Annotated in this window: 20 protein-coding genes; 14 read left to right on the top strand and 6 right to left on the bottom strand. The window is 36.8% G+C overall.

Annotated elements, in window-relative coordinates:
• Positions 1 to 214 precede the first annotated feature (214 nt).
• Positions 215 to 439 carry a hypothetical protein gene (locus tag BMY50_RS28025; protein ID WP_139202348.1) on the bottom strand — a complete coding sequence of 75 codons (225 nt, stop codon included), beginning with the start codon at positions 437 to 439 and terminating at the stop codon, positions 215 to 217.
• 820 nt (positions 440 to 1,259) lie between these two features.
• Between BMY50_RS28025 and dnaA the strand changes: the two genes are divergently transcribed.
• On the top strand, positions 1,260 to 2,687 hold the full coding sequence (dnaA, locus tag BMY50_RS27600; protein ID WP_093333085.1) for a chromosomal replication initiator protein DnaA: 1,428 nt from the start codon (positions 1,260 to 1,262) through the stop codon (positions 2,685 to 2,687).
• A 65-nt stretch (positions 2,688 to 2,752) separates the two neighbouring features.
• On the opposite strand, the gene BMY50_RS27595 is transcribed toward dnaA, so the two are convergent.
• Positions 2,753 to 3,196: an Hsp20/alpha crystallin family protein gene (locus BMY50_RS27595; protein WP_093333082.1), complete on the bottom strand. Its 444-nt coding sequence runs from the start codon at positions 3,194 to 3,196 to the stop codon at positions 2,753 to 2,755.
• 126 nt (positions 3,197 to 3,322) lie between these two features.
• Between BMY50_RS27595 and BMY50_RS27590 the strand changes: the two genes are divergently transcribed.
• Positions 3,323 to 3,766, top strand: a complete 444-nt coding sequence (locus BMY50_RS27590) for an acyl-CoA thioesterase (RefSeq protein WP_093333079.1) — start codon at positions 3,323 to 3,325, stop codon at positions 3,764 to 3,766.
• Between the two features lie 112 nt (positions 3,767 to 3,878).
• Complete coding sequence (locus tag BMY50_RS27585; protein ID WP_093333076.1) at positions 3,879 to 4,232, top strand: HesB/IscA family protein; 354 nt, start codon at positions 3,879 to 3,881, stop codon at positions 4,230 to 4,232.
• A gap of 86 nt (positions 4,233 to 4,318) precedes the next feature.
• Here the strand turns inward: BMY50_RS27585 and BMY50_RS27580 are convergent, their stop codons facing one another.
• The gene (locus BMY50_RS27580; RefSeq protein ID WP_238383911.1) at positions 4,319 to 5,275 is read right to left on the bottom strand and encodes an NAD(P)-dependent oxidoreductase; all 957 of its coding nucleotides are present in this window, start codon (positions 5,273 to 5,275) and stop codon (positions 4,319 to 4,321) included.
• The gene (gene rsmA / locus BMY50_RS27575; RefSeq protein ID WP_093333073.1) at positions 5,272 to 6,054 is read right to left on the bottom strand and encodes a 16S rRNA (adenine(1518)-N(6)/adenine(1519)-N(6))-dimethyltransferase RsmA; all 783 of its coding nucleotides are present in this window, start codon (positions 6,052 to 6,054) and stop codon (positions 5,272 to 5,274) included. Before rsmA ends, BMY50_RS27580 begins: the two co-directional genes overlap by 4 nt.
• A 126-nt stretch (positions 6,055 to 6,180) precedes the next feature.
• Here rsmA and pdxA point away from each other — a divergent pair, with 126 nt between their 5' ends.
• From pdxA to BMY50_RS27520, 11 genes are all read left to right on the top strand, one after another.
• Positions 6,181 to 7,236, top strand: coding sequence for a 4-hydroxythreonine-4-phosphate dehydrogenase PdxA (gene pdxA, locus BMY50_RS27570; protein ID WP_093333070.1), 1,056 nt, complete (start codon positions 6,181 to 6,183; stop codon positions 7,234 to 7,236).
• A 139-nt stretch (positions 7,237 to 7,375) separates the two neighbouring features.
• Positions 7,376 to 7,915 (top strand): YceD family protein, encoded by a 540-nt coding sequence (locus BMY50_RS27565; RefSeq protein ID WP_093333067.1) that lies wholly within the window; start codon positions 7,376 to 7,378, stop codon positions 7,913 to 7,915.
• Positions 7,916 to 7,934: 19 nt separating this feature from the next.
• Positions 7,935 to 8,126: a 50S ribosomal protein L32 gene (gene rpmF / locus BMY50_RS27560; RefSeq protein ID WP_093333064.1), complete on the top strand. Its 192-nt coding sequence runs from the start codon at positions 7,935 to 7,937 to the stop codon at positions 8,124 to 8,126.
• A 107-nt stretch (positions 8,127 to 8,233) separates the two neighbouring features.
• Positions 8,234 to 9,172, top strand: coding sequence for a phosphate acyltransferase PlsX (gene plsX, locus BMY50_RS27555; RefSeq protein ID WP_093333061.1), 939 nt, complete (start codon positions 8,234 to 8,236; stop codon positions 9,170 to 9,172).
• Between the two features lie 9 nt (positions 9,173 to 9,181).
• Positions 9,182 to 10,171 carry a beta-ketoacyl-ACP synthase III gene (locus tag BMY50_RS27550; protein WP_093333058.1) on the top strand — a complete coding sequence of 330 codons (990 nt, stop codon included), beginning with the start codon at positions 9,182 to 9,184 and terminating at the stop codon, positions 10,169 to 10,171.
• Positions 10,172 to 10,325: 154 nt separating this feature from the next.
• Positions 10,326 to 10,820 carry an acetyl-CoA carboxylase biotin carboxyl carrier protein gene (gene accB / locus BMY50_RS27545; RefSeq protein ID WP_093333055.1) on the top strand — a complete coding sequence of 165 codons (495 nt, stop codon included), beginning with the start codon at positions 10,326 to 10,328 and terminating at the stop codon, positions 10,818 to 10,820.
• A gap of 43 nt (positions 10,821 to 10,863) precedes the next feature.
• On the top strand, positions 10,864 to 12,204 hold the full coding sequence (gene accC / locus BMY50_RS27540) for an acetyl-CoA carboxylase biotin carboxylase subunit (RefSeq protein ID WP_093333052.1): 1,341 nt from the start codon (positions 10,864 to 10,866) through the stop codon (positions 12,202 to 12,204).
• 121 nt (positions 12,205 to 12,325) lie between these two features.
• The gene (tatC, locus tag BMY50_RS27535; RefSeq protein ID WP_093333049.1) at positions 12,326 to 13,204 is read left to right on the top strand and encodes a twin-arginine translocase subunit TatC; all 879 of its coding nucleotides are present in this window, start codon (positions 12,326 to 12,328) and stop codon (positions 13,202 to 13,204) included.
• A 21-nt stretch (positions 13,205 to 13,225) separates the two neighbouring features.
• Positions 13,226 to 13,669 carry a ribose 5-phosphate isomerase B gene (gene rpiB, locus BMY50_RS27530; protein WP_202907957.1) on the top strand — a complete coding sequence of 148 codons (444 nt, stop codon included), beginning with the start codon at positions 13,226 to 13,228 and terminating at the stop codon, positions 13,667 to 13,669.
• Positions 13,670 to 13,679: 10 nt separating this feature from the next.
• On the top strand, positions 13,680 to 15,263 hold the full coding sequence (locus BMY50_RS27525; RefSeq protein WP_202907956.1) for a M28 family peptidase: 1,584 nt from the start codon (positions 13,680 to 13,682) through the stop codon (positions 15,261 to 15,263).
• A 51-nt stretch (positions 15,264 to 15,314) separates the two neighbouring features.
• A complete protein-coding gene (locus BMY50_RS27520; protein WP_093333046.1) occupies positions 15,315 to 16,703 on the top strand; it encodes a LutB/LldF family L-lactate oxidation iron-sulfur protein in 1,389 nt (462 codons plus the stop codon).
• 19 nt (positions 16,704 to 16,722) lie between these two features.
• Here the strand turns inward: BMY50_RS27520 and BMY50_RS27515 are convergent, their stop codons facing one another.
• Positions 16,723 to 17,529, bottom strand: coding sequence for a DUF4198 domain-containing protein (locus tag BMY50_RS27515; protein ID WP_093333043.1), 807 nt, complete (start codon positions 17,527 to 17,529; stop codon positions 16,723 to 16,725).
• A 250-nt stretch (positions 17,530 to 17,779) separates the two neighbouring features.
• The gene (locus tag BMY50_RS27510) at positions 17,780 to 19,570 is read right to left on the bottom strand and encodes an acyl-CoA dehydrogenase family protein (protein ID WP_093333040.1); all 1,791 of its coding nucleotides are present in this window, start codon (positions 19,568 to 19,570) and stop codon (positions 17,780 to 17,782) included.
• Positions 19,571 to 19,611: the final 41 nt, after the last annotated feature.

Raw genomic sequence — 19,611 nt, 5'->3', positions numbered from 1 at the left:
CATTTCCTTAAAGAACTTTCCGGCCTTCCGCTCGCGCTTCCTGCCTGTTGTGGTATCCCGTCACATCACTGCACGAAACCCTCTTTTCTTTCATCCCCATCGGCATCGCGCCTCCGGTTTCCCCCTGCGGGGCTGCAAAGGTAGAAATCTTTTCCGCCTTTCCAAAATATTTTTTTAATATTTTTTCAACCCCCTCTGTTACCCCTCACCTGCTTCAAACAACTTCCCACATCCCTTCGTTTGCGGAGTGCAAAGATACGCACCTTTTCCCCTTTTCCAAATACTGACGCCCCCTTTTTTTTACCTGCTGCGCAAAGGCCTGGAAAACAGCCCCTTTTTTTTTCACGGAAGCCCCCCGATGCCGCCCCGGCCCCATACAGGAGACCGGACTGAACATGCCTGAAAATTGTAATGATCCCGGATAGATCTTATATCTCATCGTAAATGGATCGTGTTTCCATCGTAAAATTCACGATGGATTTACGGTAAATAAACGATCTGTTTACGATCAAACCGGATCTCTTTATGCCTTCTTTTTATCTTCTAAGTACTTTTATTTTAGAAATCTTGGAGAAAAGCGTCCCCCCGCAAGGCAAGGCTACCCATAAAAGACAAGCCTTTACAAGCAGTAACGTACGACTTCAGAACACTTCCTTAAACAACCTATCCTATATAGACAACCTATCCTATTTATATAGATTCACCTCGTAATCGTTTTTCTTGCGAAAAATTGAATATTTTGAGCGCAGTACAACAAATAGCGATCTAGGTGCTCGAATCTTAAAACCAACGAAACATAGAGAATAATAAGAATAGTCAAACCTCACTTGGTAAACACTAATGTACGAATCAAACAGTATAACCTCAGCTTACCAAATACGTAACCAAAACTTGGCCTACTAAAAGTCATAAACAATTACTTAGAATAGGTCGAGCAAAATCAGGACTTAGTCAAAACTACCGGCAAACAACACTCGATAAAAACAATTTTAAATTTCCTTAAAAGTTAGAGAAAAACCACTATATTACCTCACGTAATTTTGTCATCAATGTTTATAATGTGGAAAATTATTCCATTAATATAAACAAGCCCAACAAAAGACAAAAAAACCAAATTAAATCCTTGATTATCAGTGATTTTAAACATTATTTAAATTTTAATTTTTTTAGTTGTTTTTTTTTGTGAACTTCGAATCTCCGATAGGTTATTAACATTTTAACCTTCAAATATTGAAAATCAGATTATTAGAAAATTGAGTATGGAAAAAACGAGTACAAGTGTATGGAATAGCTGTCTAGAGATCATAAAAGATAACATTCCTGCCCAAAGCTTCAAGACATGGTTTGAGCCTATATCTGCGTTGCGTTTGGAAGGAAATGTATTAACCATACAAGTACCCAGTTTATTTTTTTACGAATGGTTGGAAGAGCACTATGTTGGTTTACTAAGAAAAACTGTCAAAAAACAATTAGGAGAAAATGGCAGGCTCGAATATAATATAGTTGTTGAGAAATCTTCTAAGAACATACCATATACAACTAATATGCCTTCTAATGGAAATGGTGCAGAAGGGAAGAGGCAATCGATACCTGTTCCGGTTTCCTTAAACAAGGATATTAAAAACCCCTTTGTTATTCCTGGACTAAAGAAGCTTCAAGTAGATCCACAACTTAACCAAAACTATACATTTGACAATTTTATTGAAGGTGACTGTAATCGCTTAGCTAGATCTGCGGGTTATGCCGTTGCCAGTAAACCCGGGGGTACTTCTTTTAATCCACTAATGATTTACGGAGGGGTTGGACTTGGGAAAACGCATCTTGCACAAGCAATAGGTAACGAAGTTAAACGTAATATGCCCGACAAATTGGTCATTTACGTTTCCTGCGAAAAATTTTGTCAACAGTTTGTGGACTCGCTGAAAAACAATACCATTAATGACTTTGTCAATTTTTACCAAGCAATGGATGTTATCATTATGGATGATGTTCATAATTTTGCAGGCAAAGACAAAACGCAAGATATATTCTTTCATATATTTAATCACCTGCACCAATCTGGGAAACAAATCATCTTAACTTCTGATAAAGCACCAAAAGATTTAGCAGGATTAGAAGAACGTCTATTAAGCCGTTTTAAGTGGGGACTTTCGGCGGACATGCAAGTGCCGGATCTTGAAACAAGAATGGCCATCCTAAAAAAGAAAATGTATGCAGACGGTATAGATTTACCCTACGAAGTGGTAGAATACGTAGCAAACAACATCGATAACAATGTTCGCGAGCTTGAAGGAGCAATGGTTTCTCTACTGGCGCAAGCTACACTAAATAAAAAAGAAATCGATTTAAATTTAGCTAAATCGATGCTCAAAAATTTTATCAAAAACTCTCATAAGGAAATTTCAATAGATTATATACAGAAGCTTGTTTGTGAGTATTTTGAAGTTCCGGTCGAGATGGTTAAATCAAAAACCAGAAAACGAGAAATTGTACAAGCAAGGCAAATTTCGATGTATTTGGCAAAAAACCACACTAAAACATCACTAAAATCCATTGGTGCTTTTTTTGGTGGTCGTGACCATTCAACTGTCATTTATGCCTGTCAAACAGTCGAAGACTTAATTGACACTGATAAAAAATTCAAGGCTTATGTACAGGACATTCAAAAAAAGCTAAAAATGAGCTAGTCTATTTTGCATAAAAAAGGGTGAAACCCTACGGCTTCACCCCGATAAAACTAACCTCTAAAATTTTACTTAACAGCTATTTCCTTTACTACTGGTTTTACGTCTTCTTTTTTTGCAACATCTAAAGTAAGCACACCATCTTTATAATTAGCATCTATCTTATTAAAATCTACATTCTCTGGTAACGTAAATGATCTTTTAAAGGAGCTATAGCTAAATTCCTTTCTGCTATATTTCTTGGTCTCATCCAAGTTTTCCGCTTTATGCTCACCACTTACTGTTAAAACATCTTTTTCTACATTAATTTTAAAATCTTCTTTATTAAAGCCGGGAACAGCAAAATCTACGTAAAAACCTGTATCTGACTCCGCCACATTCACCGCAGGATATTTAGAAAAAGTACGCCCAGCACTCGATGAATCATAGAAAAGATTACTAAACAAGTTATCTACCCAAGGATCGATCGCCTTTACTCTGTTATTGTTGTCAATTAATCGTGAAATGTTCATTATATTGTCCTCCAATTTTTATTTATTTTAAACGCTTAGTTCAAAGTGTATACCAGTACATCAAAAGTACTTGTTTCTTCAAAAAACATGACTTTTTGTCACTTAAAATAAAAACAAACAGACATTATGGCAGTTATTTTAGATTTTGACCGCTTCCCTTTCCATACTAAAGTCCAGATACGCTTTGCTGATATGGATGCATTCCGGCATGTAAACAATGCCAATTACTTAACATTTTGTGAAATAGCTCGTACCGAATATTGGAAAAAAAAGATAAAGTGGGACTGGAATAAATTAGGAATTATCATCGCGCGCGTTGAAATAGACTATTTAAAACCGCTTACACTAAAAGATAAACTTATTCTTTATGTCAGAACCTCAAAAGTTGGGAATAAAAGTTTTGAATTAGAATATATGCTCACTTCTAAACTAAAAGGTGAGCAAATTATCCATGCCTCTGCATCAACAGTATGTGTATGCATTGATTACAAGAATAGTGTTACTGCTTTCATACCACAAAAATACAAAGAGGCTATGGAGAAAGAAATGAAATCAACGCTCTCATTATAATTGTTAATGAAGGGTCATAAACGAAAAGCATTGATAATTAATAACAATTAGCCGTATCTTTGTATGACAAACGGTTACTTTATTTAGTGTAATAGCGACAAATTATTAGAAAATGAGTGTAGATATAGCAACAGGCCCTGCTCCTTTGCAATTGACAGAGGGGGCAGTAAAAGAACTTAAAAAACTCAAAGAACAACAAGAAATCGCGGATGATTTTGGATTACGCGTTGGTGTAGAAGGTGGCGGATGTGCCGGTATGAATTATATATTAGGCTTCGATCAAAAAAAAGATGGCGATACCGAATATATAATTTCAGGGATTAAGGTCTTCATGAATAAGGCTCATGGATTGTATTTAGCAGGAATGGAAATTGATTTTCAAAATGGTTTGAATGCGAGAGGTTTTACTTTTAATAACCCAAATGCATCCAGTACGTGTGGCTGTGGCACCTCGTTTTCGGCCTAATCCGTTATTTAGTATATTCGCAAGCACCCATTTTTTGGTTCATAGAAATTTCAGAGTTGATGTAAATAGCAAATCGTCTACTACATTCAACTCTGGAGACTCGCAATCAACTTATCAGCTAGAATAGCTGCGATTTTAAAATATGATTCAGTGGTCCATCCTGCTACATGAGGGCTAAGAATAACCCTATCATGCTCGACAAGCCTATTAAACCAAGTCGTTCCATTTAAATCTGGAAATTTCTCAATTGGCAGCACATCGAAGCCTGCTCCTAAGATTCTTCCATTTTGGATCGCTTCCAGGACTGCTTCTATATCAACAATTTCACCGCGGGCTCCATTTAAAAAGAAAATAGGTTTTCGAAAATGAAATAAGTATTCTTTATTAACTAAGTACCTCGTCTCTCTAGTAAGTGGTATGTGTAAACTTAATACGTCCGCTCCCTTGACTATTTGTTCCATGCTTACCTCTTGTGCATATTCATCGGAAAAACCAGTTTTATATTTATCATAAGCAATTACCTTGACATCAAAGCCCGACAACTTTTTAGCCATCGCCCTTCCATTATTGCCATACCCAATTAGTGCAACCGTTTTGCCCCCTAATTCTACCCCCCTATTCATTTCACGAAACCATTCTCCATTTCGAACCTGTTTGTCGGCCCGTAGTAGGTTATTCAATAATGAAAATAACATTCCTATTAAATGTTCACCTACAGCATCTCTGTTTCCCTCAGGTGCATTTAATAAGTGAATTCCTTTTGTTAAAGCCAAGTCTTCATCAATATTATCCATTCCGGCACCTGCCCTGGCTATATATTTTAAGCGTTTTGCTTGATCTAAAAGCGCTTGATCAACTTTAAATTTAGAACGGATTACTAACACCTCATAATCTTCAATTATTTTTAAAGCACCCGATCGGTCGATATTCGGTTGGTAAACGTAATGTAGCCCCATTTCATCTAACTTTTCCAAAAACACAGGGTGAAGGTCGTCTACTATTAGAATTTTAATATTTCCTGGTAGTTCTCTGTTATTCATCATTTAGCAAGCCCTTCAATAAAATTGGTTAATTCAACAAAATTTTCTACACTTAACCTCTCTGCTCTTAAATCAAGCATAGCATTACCATTTAAACGATTTTTATCTACGATTACTGATAATGCATTTCGCAATGTTTTTCGCCGCTGATTAAAACCGGCTTTCACTACTTTCCAAAATAAAAGCTCATTGCAGGCTAAATGCAATATGTTATTTCGCTCCAATCGGATTACACCCGAAAGTACTTTTGGAGGTGGGTTGAAAGCACCAGCCTTCACCGTGAATAGATAGCGAACATCGTAATATGCTTGTAAAAAAACACTTAATATACCATAATCTTTATTTCCTGGGCTAGCTGTGCAGCGTTCAGCAACCTCTTTCTGAAACATTCCTACTACTTCAACCACCTGGTTACGGTGCTCAAGCACTTTAAAGAGAATCTGTGAAGATATATTATAGGGAAAATTTCCAATAATCGCCAAAGGGCCTTTAAACCAGTCATTGATATTTAAGGTCAAAAAATCACCATGGATTAAATGGTCTTGTAATGAAGGATATCGATCTTTAAGATATTCAATTGACTCTCCGTCAATATCGATTAGCCACGTATCATATATATTATTTTCAAGTAAGATATCAGATAAAACGCCCATTCCCGGCCCAACTTCAAGCACACGATTAAATCCTTTATCTGGCTGCAGGGCTCCTACAATCTTTGTTGCTATATTCTTATCGGTCAAAAAATGTTGACCGAGATGCTTTTTCGCTCGAACTGATCCCATGTACTTCAAATTAATGTCGAGCCAAAAGTAGTAGCTTTAGATGACTTTATCCAAATGTTCTCCTATTTTCTTTATTGATTGTTTCTACTATTTGCCTATTTTTGACCAAATCAAAGTGAAGCAACCATGAGTGATAAATTAAGAATAGGCATCAGTATTGGAGATATCAACGGTATCGGGTTAGAGGTCATTATAAAAACGTTAGCCGACAACAGAATGCTGGATTTTTTCACACCAATTGTCTATGGAAACACAAAGGTTGCATCCTTTCATCGTAAATCTATAGGCATCAATGATTTCAGCTTCAACGTCGTTAACAATCCCGAACAAGCGCTCGATAAGAAATCTAATATGATTAACTGTTGGCAAGAAGATGTAAAAATCAGTCTTGGAGAGTCAAACGAAATAGGTGGCAAATACGCTTTCTTGTCGTTAGAACGGGCAACTGCTGACTTAATAAATAAAAAGATCGATGCACTTGTTACTGCACCCATTAACAAACACAATATACAGCAGAAAGATTTTAATTTCCCAGGGCATACAGAGTATATACAAGCAAAAACAGCATCAGATGAAGTCCTAATGTTTATGGTTAGTGACGAGCTCAAAGTAGGAGTTGTTACGGGACATATACCGGTTAATGAAATAGCAAAGAATATAACAAAAGAGGCAATCCTCACTAAGCTAAGCGTAATGAACAATAGCTTAAAAACTGATTTTTGGATTCAAAAACCTAAAATAGCAGTTTTAGGCTTAAACCCTCATGCTGGCGACAACGGCTTAATTGGAAATGAAGATCAGGAAATAATTCTCCCTGCAATTCAGGAAGCCAATGAATTGGATATTTTTGCCTTTGGACCTTACGCGGCTGACGGATTTTTTGCTGGCGATCAATATAAAAACTTCGATGGTGTATTAGCCATGTACCATGATCAAGGATTAATACCTTTTAAACAAATCGCCTTTCATAATGGGGTAAATTTTACTGCCGGCCTTCCCGTTATCCGTACTTCGCCCGATCATGGTACTGGTTATGATATAGCCGGCAAGAATAAGGCCTCGGAGGAATCTTTTAGAGAAGCTATTTTTTTAGCGCTCAAAATAATTAAACACCGTAAAGAACAAGTAGAATTAACCGCTAATCCACTAAAAATCAGAAAGCTTTCAAAAGATAGAGATTAAAATTAATAAATCATTAATTTAAAGGAGCTCAAACAACATTGCCCTTTAGATAGTCTAACCAGTATGGGAAATCTATTTTTCACAAAAACTTTCACATCTTATTTATTATTTCTAAATTTGCGAGCTTAATTGTCGTGCTTTGAAAATTTTAAATCAATATCGTATACCATTTACAGGACTAAAACTCGGTAAACATGATTTTGAGTTTGAAGTAAACAAGCTCTTCTTTGAAGAATTTGAATATTCTATTGTCAAAAACGGTGATTTAAAAATCTCGGTTATTCTTGATAAACAAGAATCAATGATGACAGCAAACTTTCACATTACCGGAACGATAGAGCTCACTTGTGATGTTTGTTTAAGTCAATTCTTAAAAGAAACGGATATCAAGGAACGACTCATAGTCAAGTTTGACGAAGAAAATGATCTTTCAGACTTAACAGATGAGATTTTAGTGCTCAAAAGGAACGAGCATGAGCTCGATTTAGCATCAACGATCTATGAATATATTAATTTATCCGTACCCTATTACAGCAGGTGTGATGAACAAGGCAAAAATACCAGCTGTGATAAAGTGATGGTGGATAAATTAAAAAGCTTAACCGACCAAAAAGAGGAAGAAGAACAAGAGAATACCGATCCTCGGTGGGATATATTAAAAAACATAAAAAACAATTAATTAAAAATAAAAAGACGAGATGGCACATCCAAAACGTAAAACCTCTAAGTCTAGAAGAGACAAAAGAAGAACACATTATAAGGCAGAATTACCAAGCCTTACCACTTGCCAAACTACTGGGGCAGTTCATCTTCCACACCGTGCATATAATGTAGATGGCAATCTCTATTATAATGGCAAGTTACTTATTGAAAACACCTCGATTGCCTAAGTTGATTTTTCAATATTAAAAAACATCCCAAAGTTCGCTATTTGCTAAAAAAAATGCGGTACTTTGGGATGTTTTAGTTACTAATGGAAAATAATCGATAATCAAGGATGAAGATTGGCTTAGATATTATGGGAGGCGATTATGCACCTAGAGCGACTGTTTTAGGTGCAGTTGAGGCCTCAAAAATATTATCAGATAATCAAACACTAGTGCTTATTGGTAATAAAGAGCTAGCATTACCTATCTTGGAAGAAGCAGGGGCTGACTCTTCTTTATTTGAATTCGTTCATACTACAGAAACGATAGGTATGGGGGAACATCCAACGAAGGCTATCACCCAAAAACCCCAAGCAAGCATAAGTTTAGGTTTTCAATTATTAAAAGAGGGGGCTCTAGACTCCTTCTCTTCGGCAGGCAATACAGGTGCCATGTTGGTAGGTTCAATGTTTAGTGTTAAGACAGTACCGGGTGTAATCAGGCCGGCAATCGCCACAAATGTACCTAAGTTAAAAAATGGTTTTGGCGTATTATTAGACGTAGGTGCTAATGCTGATTGCAAACCAGATATCTTATTACAATTCGGTATGCTCGGAAGCTTATATGCCCAACATGTCTACGGTGCAGAAAACCCTTCTGTTGCGCTATTGAATATTGGCGAGGAAGAGGAAAAAGGTAATATGTTAACGATTGCAACTCATTCGTTAATGAAAGAAACTGCAGCCTTTAATTTTATAGGCAATATTGAAGGCAGGGATCTTTTTGAAGATCATATAGATGTAATTGTATGCGACGGCTTTACCGGCAATGTAGTGCTGAAATTAGCTGAATCATTTTATGCTTTAACCTTAAGAAAAGGATTCAAGGACGACTTTTTTGACCGTTTCAATTACGAGCAATATGGTGGTAGCCCTATTTTAGGAGTGAATGCCCCTGTAATTATTGGACACGGTATTTCAAATCCTGAGGCCATAAAAAACATGGTATTGCTCTCGCGTAATATGATTGAATCTAAATTTATTGATAAAGTAAAAGCTGCATTTAAATAAAATAAAAGAATGTCTAAAATTCACGCTGCTATAACAGCCGTAAATGGATATGTTCCTGAATATATTTTAACAAATCAGGAACTAGAGTCGATGGTTGATACCAATGACGAGTGGATAACTACCCGTACCGGTATAAAAGAACGTCGAATTCTTAAAGGCGAAGGGAAAGCTACTTCAGATATGGCTGTACCCGCAGTTGAAGGGCTTTTAAAAAAAAGAGGTATATCAGCTGAAGAAATTGAACTTATAATTTTCTGTACAAGTACCCCCGACATGCCTTTTCCTGCAACCGCCAACATATTAGCGGATAAAATTGGTGCGGTGAATGCCTGGGGTTTTGATCTACAAGCTGCTTGTTCGGGTTTTATATATGGCCTTACAACGGGAGCTCAATTCATAGAATCGGGGAAGCATAAAAAAGTTTTAGTTGTAGGGGGAGATAAAATGTCTTCCATTATTAACTATGAAGATAGAGCGACCTGTATTATCTTTGGCGATGGCTGCGGAGCTGTTCTACTGGAACCTAATACGGAAGGTTTTGGGGTGTTAGATGCTATTCTTAAAAGTGATGGTAGCGGAAAAGACTTTTTGAATATAAAAGCAGGAGGTTCATTGATGCCTGCTACCCACCAAACAGTGGACGAAAAATTACACTACGCTTTTCAAGAAGGAAGAACTGTTTTTAAATTTGCTGTGACAAATATGGCAAATGTTGCCGCTGAAATTATGGACAGGAATCATCTAACTTCTGATGATGTTAGTTGGTTGGTTCCCCATCAGGCAAATAAACGTATTATCGACGCTACTGCGGAACGTATGGGATTAGGATCAGAAAAGGTGATGATTAATATTCAAAGATATGGTAACACAACTAGCGGAACTATTCCTTTATGCCTTTGGGAATGGGAAAAACAATTGAAAAAGGGTGATGTTCTTATTTTGGCTGCCTTTGGCGGAGGTTTTACTTGGGGCTCTGTTTACCTAAAATGGGCATACTAATAAAAACTTCGTTTAGAAGCCTTTTATAAAGACATTTCCCTGCAAAGATGCTAACTTTGCAGGAATTAGTCCCTTCAGAATGAATTATTTCACCTATTTTAGGCGATCAAATTAAAATTTAAAGAGTTAAGATATTAAAATAGAACCAACAAATATGAGCATGGATATTAAACAGATACAAGACCTGATTAAGTTTGTTGCAAAATCAGGGGTAAATGAAGTAGCTATTGAAGAAAAGGATTTTAAAATCACGATCAAAACTAGTCAGGAACCCACGTACGTAACAGCATCTATTCCAACAGCTGCACCTGTCGTGCAAACGCCGTCTGTGACACATACACAAGCAATAAATCCAATACCTTCTACCGACACGCCAAATATAGCAAAGCCCTTGGATGATGCTGCTAAGTTCATTACCATTAAATCTCCAATGATAGGAACCTTTTACCGTTCGTCCAGTCCAGATAAAGGTGCTTTTGTAAATGTGGGAGATGAGGTAAAAGCTGGTCAAGTAGTATGTATAGTTGAAGCAATGAAGTTATTTAATGAGATTGAATCTGATATTTCAGGTAAGATTGTTAAGGTCTTGGTAGATAATGCTCAGCCTGTTGAATACGATCAGCCATTATTTTTAGTTGACCCTTCTTAGTTATAAACATTAGCCAATTGATATTGGTTTATTTATATATTTCATGTTTAAAAAAATACTAATAGCTAATCGCGGAGAGATCGCCCTACGCATCATCAGAACATGTAAGGAAATGGGTATTAAGAGTGTGGCAGTTTATTCTACTGCCGACCGTGAAAGCCTGCATGTTCGATTTGCCGACGAAGCAGTCTGCATTGGCCCACCAGCAAGTAAAGATTCTTATTTAAATATTCCAAATATAATTTCCGCCGCCGAATTAACGAATGCAGATGCTATTCATCCTGGATACGGTTTCTTATCAGAGAATGAAAAATTTTCGACAATTTGCCGTGATTATGGAATCAAATTTATAGGCGCTACGCCGGAGCAAATACGAGGCATGGGCGATAAAGCTTCTGCTAAAGATACAATGCGTAAAGCAGGCGTACCCACAATCCCAGGTTCCGATGGATTGGTGTCTTCCATCAAAGAAGGGATTAAAATAGCAAATGAAATTGGATATCCTGTAATACTTAAAGCTACAGCAGGAGGAGGAGGAAGAGGAATGCGTGTGGTTTGGAAAGACAGTGAATTTGAACCAGCTTGGGATTCTGCGCGACAAGAGGCTGGTGCTGCATTTGGCAATGATGGCCTTTATTTAGAGAAATTTGTTGAAGATCCCAGGCACATAGAAATTCAAGTTATCGGCGACCAATATGGTACTGTTTGCCATTTATCTGAACGAGATTGTTCTATTCAAAGGAGGCATCAAAAACTTATTGAGGAAGCCCCATCTCCTTTTATAACACAGGAATTACGTCAAAAAATGGGAGAAGCAGCTATCGCCGGAGCGAAAGCCGTAAACTATGAAGGCGCTGGAACTATTGAATTTTTAGTTGATAAGCATCGAAACTTCTACTTTATGGAAATGAACACTCGTATACAGGTGGAACATCCAGTAACAGAAGAAGTAATTAATTTTGATTTAATAAAAGAGCAGATTAAAGTTGCGGCAGGCGTACCTTTATCGGGAAAGAACTACGAACCAAATATGCACGCAATTGAGTGTAGAATAAATGCGGAGGATCCTTTTAATGGCTTTAGACCCTCTCCAGGAAGAATTACAACTTTTCATTCACCTGGAGGACATGGAGTGAGGGTTGATACGCATGTATATGCAGGCTATCAAATTCCCCCCAATTATGATTCGATGATTGCTAAGCTTATTTGCGTTGCGCAAACAAGAGAAGAAGCAATTTCCACCATGGAGCGTGCGTTAAGCGAATTTGTAATAGAGGGGATTAAAACAACAATTCCGCTACATTTAAAGTTAATGAAAGATCCAAATTTTAGAGCTGGCAACTTTACAACCAAATTTATGGAAACATTTGACCTCTCTGAATAAAATGACAATTCCATTTAGACAATCTTAATTTAAAAATACCATTCTTGCTATAAGAATGGTATTTTTGCTTTCTTACAAGCATCTAATAATTTATAAATAGTACTTATTGTATTATCAAACCATGAACGAGATTTCCGGTAAAAAACTCATTGAAACCATTAAACAAAAAGGCAAGTCTTTAGAAGCTGAAATGTCTTTTTTTGATCACCTAGAGGTTTTAAGGTGGCATCTAATACGTTCTGCGATAGCTATTGCTGTTTTCATGGGACTATCTTTCTCCTTTTACGACTTTATCTTCGACACCATTATTATGGGGCCTAAAAAGCCTGATTTTTGGACATATCGTATAATGTGTATAATCGGAGAAAAGTTTAATCTCGGACCAGATTTCTGTGTTACAGATATTCCCATCAACATTATCAATACAGATATGGCCGGCCAATTTACACTCCAATTGAATTCTTCTCTATTAATTGGCCTCGTACTGGGTTTTCCTTATTTGCTTTATGAAATTTGGCTTTTTGTTAAGCCTGCGTTGAGTGATATTGAAAGAAAATCTGCTAATGGTTTCGTCTTTTATGCAACATTACTATTTGTTATAGGTATATTATTTGGGTACTATATAATCGCTCCTTTATCGGTTAACTTTCTAGCTCATTACACCGTAAGTCCTGAAATTGATAACCAGATTACTGTTGATTCTTATCTATCATCCGTTGCTACGTTAACCCTCGGTAGCGGTATTGTATTTGAGCTACCTATTATCATCTACATCCTATCTAAAGTAGGCATCATGACCCCGAAATTCATGAAGGCAACTCGTCGGTATGCAATTATTGTAATTCTGATCATTGCCGCCATTGTTACACCTACTCCTGATATCCTTACCATGCTTACAGTGAGTTTCCCATTGTTTTTACTCTATGAGCTAAGTATTGTTATTGCTGGAAAAGTAGAAAAGAATAAACTGAAGGCTGAAAAAGCTTTTTATGAAAACTAAGGAACGATAAAAAATAAACCAATGAACAATAAAATGAAAATTGCGATAGGAGGAGATCATGCCGGCTTTGAATATAAAACTGAAATCATCAAGTTTTTGGAAGATCTTGGGTATGTTGTTAGCAATTTTGGCACAGATAGTATTGACTCTGTAGATTATCCAGATTTTGCGCACCCGACCGCTAATGCTGTAGAACGTGGAGATTGTGACGCAGGTATTTTAGTTTGTGGAAGTGCAAATGGTGTTGCCATCACGGCTAATAAACATCAGGGGATCAGAGCCGCCATTTGTTGGAAGCCGGAAATTGCCATCTTGGCTCGTCAACATAACAATGCAAACATTATTTGCTTACCAGCAAGATTCACGTCTATCGAAGAGTGTAAAGATATGGTACGGACTTTCTTGTCTACTGACTTCGAAGGAGGACGCCATGGTACACGTGTTGGAAAAATCGCTTGTATATAGCCCCTATAGTATGATTCGAAAGGGTTTAACAGTTTGCTTCATTATTAACCTATTTATTGGCGGATGCTTAGCTCAAGATTCGCCACAAACGAAATACGCCCAGTTAATAAATGAAGATTCTGCAAAAAAACATTTAATGGTTATTGCTTCTGACGAGTTTGAAGGTAGAGAAACTGGTAAAAAGGGGGCTGAAAAAGCTGCTGATTATATCTCAAAAGAATTCAAAAATATTGGATTAAAAGCGCCCTTAAACCATTCATATTTCCAAGCGGTACCACTCGCAACAAATAAATTTTTGGTTAAAGATTTTCAGGTCGGAAACGCTCATTTAATATCGGGTCAAGATTTTTTGATTATCAATTCGAGAAAAAAAAATTCCGTAAAAAGCGATGAAATTATCTTTATCGGATATGGTATCAGCGACAAAAATTATGATGATCTAAAAGACATTGATATTACCGATAAAGTAGTACTCCTCCTAAATAGCGATGAGCCAGTTAACAATAAAGGACAATCTATCATAACAGGTTCAAGTAATAAATCGGCCTGGTCAACAAGCCGAAATAAGCGCTTAAATCACGTTCTCGCAAAAAAACCAAAAATGGTGCTCGCCGTTTCTCCTGACGTTGATACATTATTGAATAAAATCAGACAAACCAAGCGTGACGAGAGAGTTCTTCTTAAAGAAGACATCTTACAGCAACAAGCTCCAGAGGAGAAACAATCGATAGTTGCCTACATTACGATCAAGACCGCTGACCTCATTCTTAAATCTTCCGGCAATACCTATTACGGTATTAAAAAAAAGATCAATACTACTGGCAAACCAATTAACCTAAAAATAAATACATCATTTAAGGCCGACTACGGGACAGAAACACTCGACGTGAAAGCTCAAAATATTTTAGGCTATTTAGAAGGTACCGACTTAAAGAATGAACTGCTGATTATTACTGCTCATTATGACCATATAGGAATTAATCCTGATGGACAGATTAATAATGGTGCGGATGATGATGGATCTGGTGTAACGGGTGTTTTGGAAATTGCCAATGCCTTTGCTAAAGCAAAGCAAGAAGGACATGGTCCTAGAAGGAGCATCCTTTTCATGACAGTTACCGGTGAAGAGAAAGGACTACTAGGATCTGACTATTATACACGTTATCCGGTCTTCCCTTTAGATAGTACGATAGCAAACCTCAATATCGATATGATTGGCAGAATAGACCCTCCGCATTTCTCAACCCCAGAATACGTATATTTAGTAGGTTCAGATAAATTAAGCTCTGAACTTCACCTGCTGAGTGAAAGGGTTAACCAAACCTATACAAAGCTTCGTTTAGACTATAAGTATAATGATCCTGATGATCCCGAGAAAATTTATTATCGTTCTGATCATTATAACTTTGCAAAACACAATATTCCGGTAATCTTCTACTTTAACGGTGTACATGAGGATTATCATAATATTGGAGATACAGTTGATAAGATTGATTTTAGGCTGCTTACAAAGCGCGCGCAGCTGGTATTTTACACCGCTTGGGATTTGGCTAATAGAGAAAAAAGACCTTTAGTAGATTCAAATAAAAAATAAGCTTTATCAATTTACGTTATAGATTTAACATCTTATTGATTATTTTAGCGTATGTCTACCAAAACTGCCTCGGATTTCATTCAAGCAAGTGAAACAAAAGCATTCGACTTGCACCACAGAAAAGTTATCAATCACAATATTGATAAATATGATAGTGCAGTTAGCATTGGTCTGAATCGTTGGAATAGCCTTGAAAATGCTAAGCGCAAAGCGCATAGCATTAAATGGCGTGTAATGGAAAACCTCGATAAGCTTTTACCGGAGTTTGAAGCCAACTTTCAGAAAAACGGGGGCAAGGTTATATGGGCTAATGATATCAAAGAGGCACAAGAGGAAATCTTAACTATTCTAAAGCGTGTAAATGCAAAATCCGTAGTAAAATCGAAATCCATGGTTACGGAAGAAATTGAGTTAAATCAATTTTTGAAAGACAATCATGTCACTTCTATTGAAACAGATTTAGGAGAATACATCGTACAATTATTAGGGCAAAAACCTTATCATATTGTAACACCCGCCATGCATCTTAGCCTAGCAGATATTGCCAAGCTATTTAACGAACGTTTTGGCACACCACTAGAGGCTACAGCGGAACAACTTACATTAAAAGCAAGGGATTTACTGAGAAACGAATATTTAAAAGCCGACGTTGGCATAACCGGCGCAAATTTCCTCATTACAGACACTGGAAGTATAGCTATAACAGAAAATGAAGGGAATGCACGTTTAAGCACTACCTTTCCTAAAATCCACATAGCTATTGTGGGCATTGAAAAGTTGATTCCCTCACTTAATGATTTAGATCTATATTGGCCTTTACTAGCAAATCATGGCACCGGGCAGAACTTAACGGTTTACAATAGTATAATCAGTGGACCAAAAAAAGAAGGGGAAATTGACGGTCCTGAAGAGATGTATGTTATTTTACTCGATAATGGACGTACAGATTTATTAGCGCAAAAAGAACAAAGACAAGGACTATATTGTATTAGATGCGGAGCATGTTTAAATGCATGCCCCATTTACAAAAATATTGGGGGCCACACCTATGGCACAACCTATAGCGGCCCTATAGGTTCCATTATTACACCCCACATGAAAGGTCTCTCTGATTTTAAACATTTAAGTTATGCAAGTAGTCTCTGTGGAAAATGTACAGAAGTTTGCCCAGTTAAGATAGATATTCAAAAAATGCTCCTTTTAAATCGACGAGATGCTGTCAAAGAAGACCTATCTCCTGCATTCGAAAAGTGGGGATGGCAGGCTTTTACAAAAATCATCGTAAAAAGAAAATGGATGGATTTTTTGGGTGGTAAAGTTAAAAACTATCTTCTGGGAAAGTTTTTCAAAAAAAGTTGGGGAGCGAAGCGTGTATTACCACCGCTAACGCAAGAATCTTTCAATAAACAATGGAAAACACAGGAAAAAGAAAAGTTATAATTTTTTAAATTATATTAAACTACTCGAAGTTAAAAGAAAATGAGCTTTGGTAGTAGTTGTAGTTTATTCCTTTTTCTTCACTCGGTTTTGCATAAACAGTTTGCAATAACCATGTTCCTGATCTATTTAATTTAAAGAATATCTTACCCTCACTATTAGACCTATATTTTGCCGAATGTACCTGCCCCGTTATAGATTTCGTATAAATGGTCGTACTCGTTCCTTCAATTGGTTTACCACCTAACAAGATGACCGCTGTGATATCATCCCCGTATTGCAACTTATAAGGGTTTTGTTCAAGCACTATTTCTAACTGTTGGCATTCTTTATTTTTATATAGGCTACCGTTTGACTTATCTGTTCTCGTTAAGGCCTTTGCCGTAAAGAATGTATTAGCAGTATACTCGGTAGTAAAGCCAGAAGAATCGATAATAGATGCCAATTCTTTCAAATTCTCCGTTTTAGCAAAGTCTTCAACCACCAATTGATCATAAGTAACGGCCCCACCTTTAAATTCTATCGTTAACAAACTTTGCCCTCCATTTGATTGCACCGCGCTATATTTCACAAAGCTTCCATTCAATGGAATGGTATCTGCTACTTTCTTCCCTCCTTGCAAATAGTTTGCATAAATTAGACTTTTAACAGCTTCGGGTGCAATCTCAGTAGTATCTAATCCACGTCCTTGAAAAAGAGTATACGTTATACTGTCTCCTTGAGAAGCTACATATTTGTTTGCAATAAGAGCATAATCCTGTGCACGAACCGCAAGTGAAATCAACAAGAAAAGAGAAACTATGAAGCAACTTATGGAAATATTTCGCATTTGAAAATATGTTATACTTTATTTGAACCCAAACCTAATACAAAATTTTTATTTAGTAAAAAATTTGGTCAATATTTAACATATTAAATATAAAACCAATATAAACTTACATTAATTAGCATAACAAAGCACATTAATAAATGCTCGCGTTAAAAATATTTTTAGTAAACTATATAATGTTAAACCACAAAAAAATCCGTAGCGTAATTTAGTACGCTACGGATAAAATTATTTCAGTTTTCAAAAACAACTAAAAACAATACTGATTTGCATCAATCAATTCTTTTGCTATTCGTTGTCTGGCCTCTTTAATATTAAAAGGTTCAGCCTTTGTAAAACGCCTTAAACCAACTAACATCATTTTTAATTCATCTCCTTCAGCAAAAGAATACAATGCTTCCTTTCCAGCAAGATACACTTTGTCAATAGTGTTATGTAAAAATATGCTAGCCATGTCTAATTGCCTACTTACTTTCTCCTCCCCTTTAAGATGTACTAGCTTTTCAACTCTCAATAATGTCGATTCCGCCACGTAAACAGATCCTATAATATCCGCGATATTCATCAAAATTTCTTGCTCTTTTTGAAGTGTCATCATCAGTTTTTGCACAGCAGCTCCAGCTATCATTAACCCGGTCTTCTTTAAATTACGAATGATTTTTTTCTCCGCCGCAAACAATGTATCCTCTATTTCTCCAAAATCAGGAATAGCCATTAATTCACTTGCTACCATCTGCGCGGGCCCCATCAGATCCAGCTCACCTTTCAGTGCACGTTTTAATAACATATCGACAATCAACAACCTATTTACCTCGTTCGTACCTTCAAATATTCGATTTATTCTTGAATCTCTATATGACCGTTCCATTGGAGCTTCAGCAGAATACCCCATCCCCCCGTAAATTTGAACACCCTCATCAACGATATAATCAAGCATCTCGGATCCCCACACTTTCAAGATAGCACATTCAATGGCAAATTGTTCGGTCGACTTTAATTTAGCTTTAGCAGGCTCCATGCCTTCAGCAATTAATGCGTCATAAGCATCATCAATATTCTGTCCGGCGCGATAAGCGGCACTTTCAACTGCAAAATTTCTAGTTGCCATTTCAGCCAATTTATACCGAATAGCCCCAAATTTTGAAATGGGTAGCTTAAACTGAACCCTCTCGTTTGCATATTTAATAGCCTGTGTAACCACTTTTCTCGAAGAACCGATAGCAGCTGCTCCAAGCTTTATTCTACCTATATTTAAAATGTTGACAGCTATTTTAAATCCATTTTCCCGATCAGATAACAAGTTTTCTTTTGGCACTGGGCAATCATTAAAAAAAACTTGCCGGGTAGACGACCCTTTTATGCCGAGTTTATGCTCTTCCGGATTCATCGTAATGCCACCGAAAGATTTTTCCACGATAAATGCCGACAAATTTTTATCGTCGTCTATTTTAGCAAAGACAATAAAAACATCAGCAAATCCGCCATTTGTGATCCACATCTTCTGACCATTAATTAAATAGTGAGTGCCCTCGGCATTCAGCTTGGCAGTTGTTCGTCCGCTATTTGCATCAGAACCGGCATTTGGTTCGGTTAAGCAATAAGCAGCTTTAAATTCGCCGGTAGATAGTTTTGGTATGTATTTGTTTTTTTGTTCTTCATTGCCATAATAAAGAATCGGTAAGGTGCCAATACCTGTATGTGCAGAGAGGGAGACAGCAAAGGAATGCCCTGCTCCTACTGCATCTGTAACTAACATCGAGGTATTGAAATTTTTTCCAAACCCTCCAAATTCTTCCGGAATTGAAACCCCTAATAGCCCAAGTTCACCAGCCTTATCAAGCAGACTTTGCATGAGACCTTCCTCTTGGTTATCTATCCGATCTAAGTATGGTGTTACCTCTGTTTCAAGAAAATCCTCACAGGTTTTCTTAATCATCATTTGTTCCTCATCAAATTCCTCAGGAATAAAAATATCTTGAAAATTTGTTTCTTTTATAACAAATTCACCTCCTTTGATAACTATTTTTTCTTTCGTTTCCATACCACTTAGATTAAAAAAGCAAAGAATTAAGATGTAGGCTC

It is taken from the genome of Olivibacter domesticus (genome assembly GCF_900109575.1).
GTDB classification, from domain to species: Bacteria; Bacteroidota; Bacteroidia; order Sphingobacteriales; family Sphingobacteriaceae; genus Olivibacter; species Olivibacter domesticus.
The sequence above is the reverse complement of the archived record's forward strand: the minus strand, read 5'-3'. Positions and strand labels throughout refer to the sequence as shown.

What these genes read in the sequence shown, in the direction of transcription:
- BMY50_RS28025 (WP_139202348.1), bottom strand. Translation starts at nt 439, where the DNA reads ATGAGATATAAGATCTATCCGGGATCATTACAATTTTCAGGCATGTTC.
- dnaA (WP_093333085.1), top strand. Translation starts at nt 1,260, where the DNA reads ATGGAAAAAACGAGTACAAGTGTATGGAATAGCTGTCTAGAGATCATA.
- BMY50_RS27595 (WP_093333082.1), bottom strand. Translation starts at nt 3,196, where the DNA reads ATGAACATTTCACGATTAATTGACAACAATAACAGAGTAAAGGCGATC.
- BMY50_RS27590 (WP_093333079.1), top strand. Translation starts at nt 3,323, where the DNA reads ATGGCAGTTATTTTAGATTTTGACCGCTTCCCTTTCCATACTAAAGTC.
- BMY50_RS27585 (WP_093333076.1), top strand. Translation starts at nt 3,879, where the DNA reads ATGAGTGTAGATATAGCAACAGGCCCTGCTCCTTTGCAATTGACAGAG.
- BMY50_RS27580 (WP_238383911.1), bottom strand. Translation starts at nt 5,275, where the DNA reads ATGATGAATAACAGAGAACTACCAGGAAATATTAAAATTCTAATAGTA.
- rsmA (WP_093333073.1), bottom strand. Translation starts at nt 6,054, where the DNA reads ATGGGATCAGTTCGAGCGAAAAAGCATCTCGGTCAACATTTTTTGACC.
- pdxA (WP_093333070.1), top strand. Translation starts at nt 6,181, where the DNA reads ATGAGTGATAAATTAAGAATAGGCATCAGTATTGGAGATATCAACGGT.
- rpmF (WP_093333064.1), top strand. Translation starts at nt 7,935, where the DNA reads ATGGCACATCCAAAACGTAAAACCTCTAAGTCTAGAAGAGACAAAAGA.
- plsX (WP_093333061.1), top strand. Translation starts at nt 8,234, where the DNA reads ATGAAGATTGGCTTAGATATTATGGGAGGCGATTATGCACCTAGAGCG.
- BMY50_RS27550 (WP_093333058.1), top strand. Translation starts at nt 9,182, where the DNA reads ATGTCTAAAATTCACGCTGCTATAACAGCCGTAAATGGATATGTTCCT.
- accB (WP_093333055.1), top strand. Translation starts at nt 10,326, where the DNA reads ATGAGCATGGATATTAAACAGATACAAGACCTGATTAAGTTTGTTGCA.
- accC (WP_093333052.1), top strand. Translation starts at nt 10,864, where the DNA reads ATGTTTAAAAAAATACTAATAGCTAATCGCGGAGAGATCGCCCTACGC.
- tatC (WP_093333049.1), top strand. Translation starts at nt 12,326, where the DNA reads ATGAACGAGATTTCCGGTAAAAAACTCATTGAAACCATTAAACAAAAA.
- rpiB (WP_202907957.1), top strand. Translation starts at nt 13,226, where the DNA reads ATGAACAATAAAATGAAAATTGCGATAGGAGGAGATCATGCCGGCTTT.
- BMY50_RS27525 (WP_202907956.1), top strand. Translation starts at nt 13,680, where the DNA reads ATGATTCGAAAGGGTTTAACAGTTTGCTTCATTATTAACCTATTTATT.
- BMY50_RS27520 (WP_093333046.1), top strand. Translation starts at nt 15,315, where the DNA reads ATGTCTACCAAAACTGCCTCGGATTTCATTCAAGCAAGTGAAACAAAA.
- BMY50_RS27515 (WP_093333043.1), bottom strand. Translation starts at nt 17,529, where the DNA reads ATGCGAAATATTTCCATAAGTTGCTTCATAGTTTCTCTTTTCTTGTTG.
- BMY50_RS27510 (WP_093333040.1), bottom strand. Translation starts at nt 19,570, where the DNA reads ATGGAAACGAAAGAAAAAATAGTTATCAAAGGAGGTGAATTTGTTATA.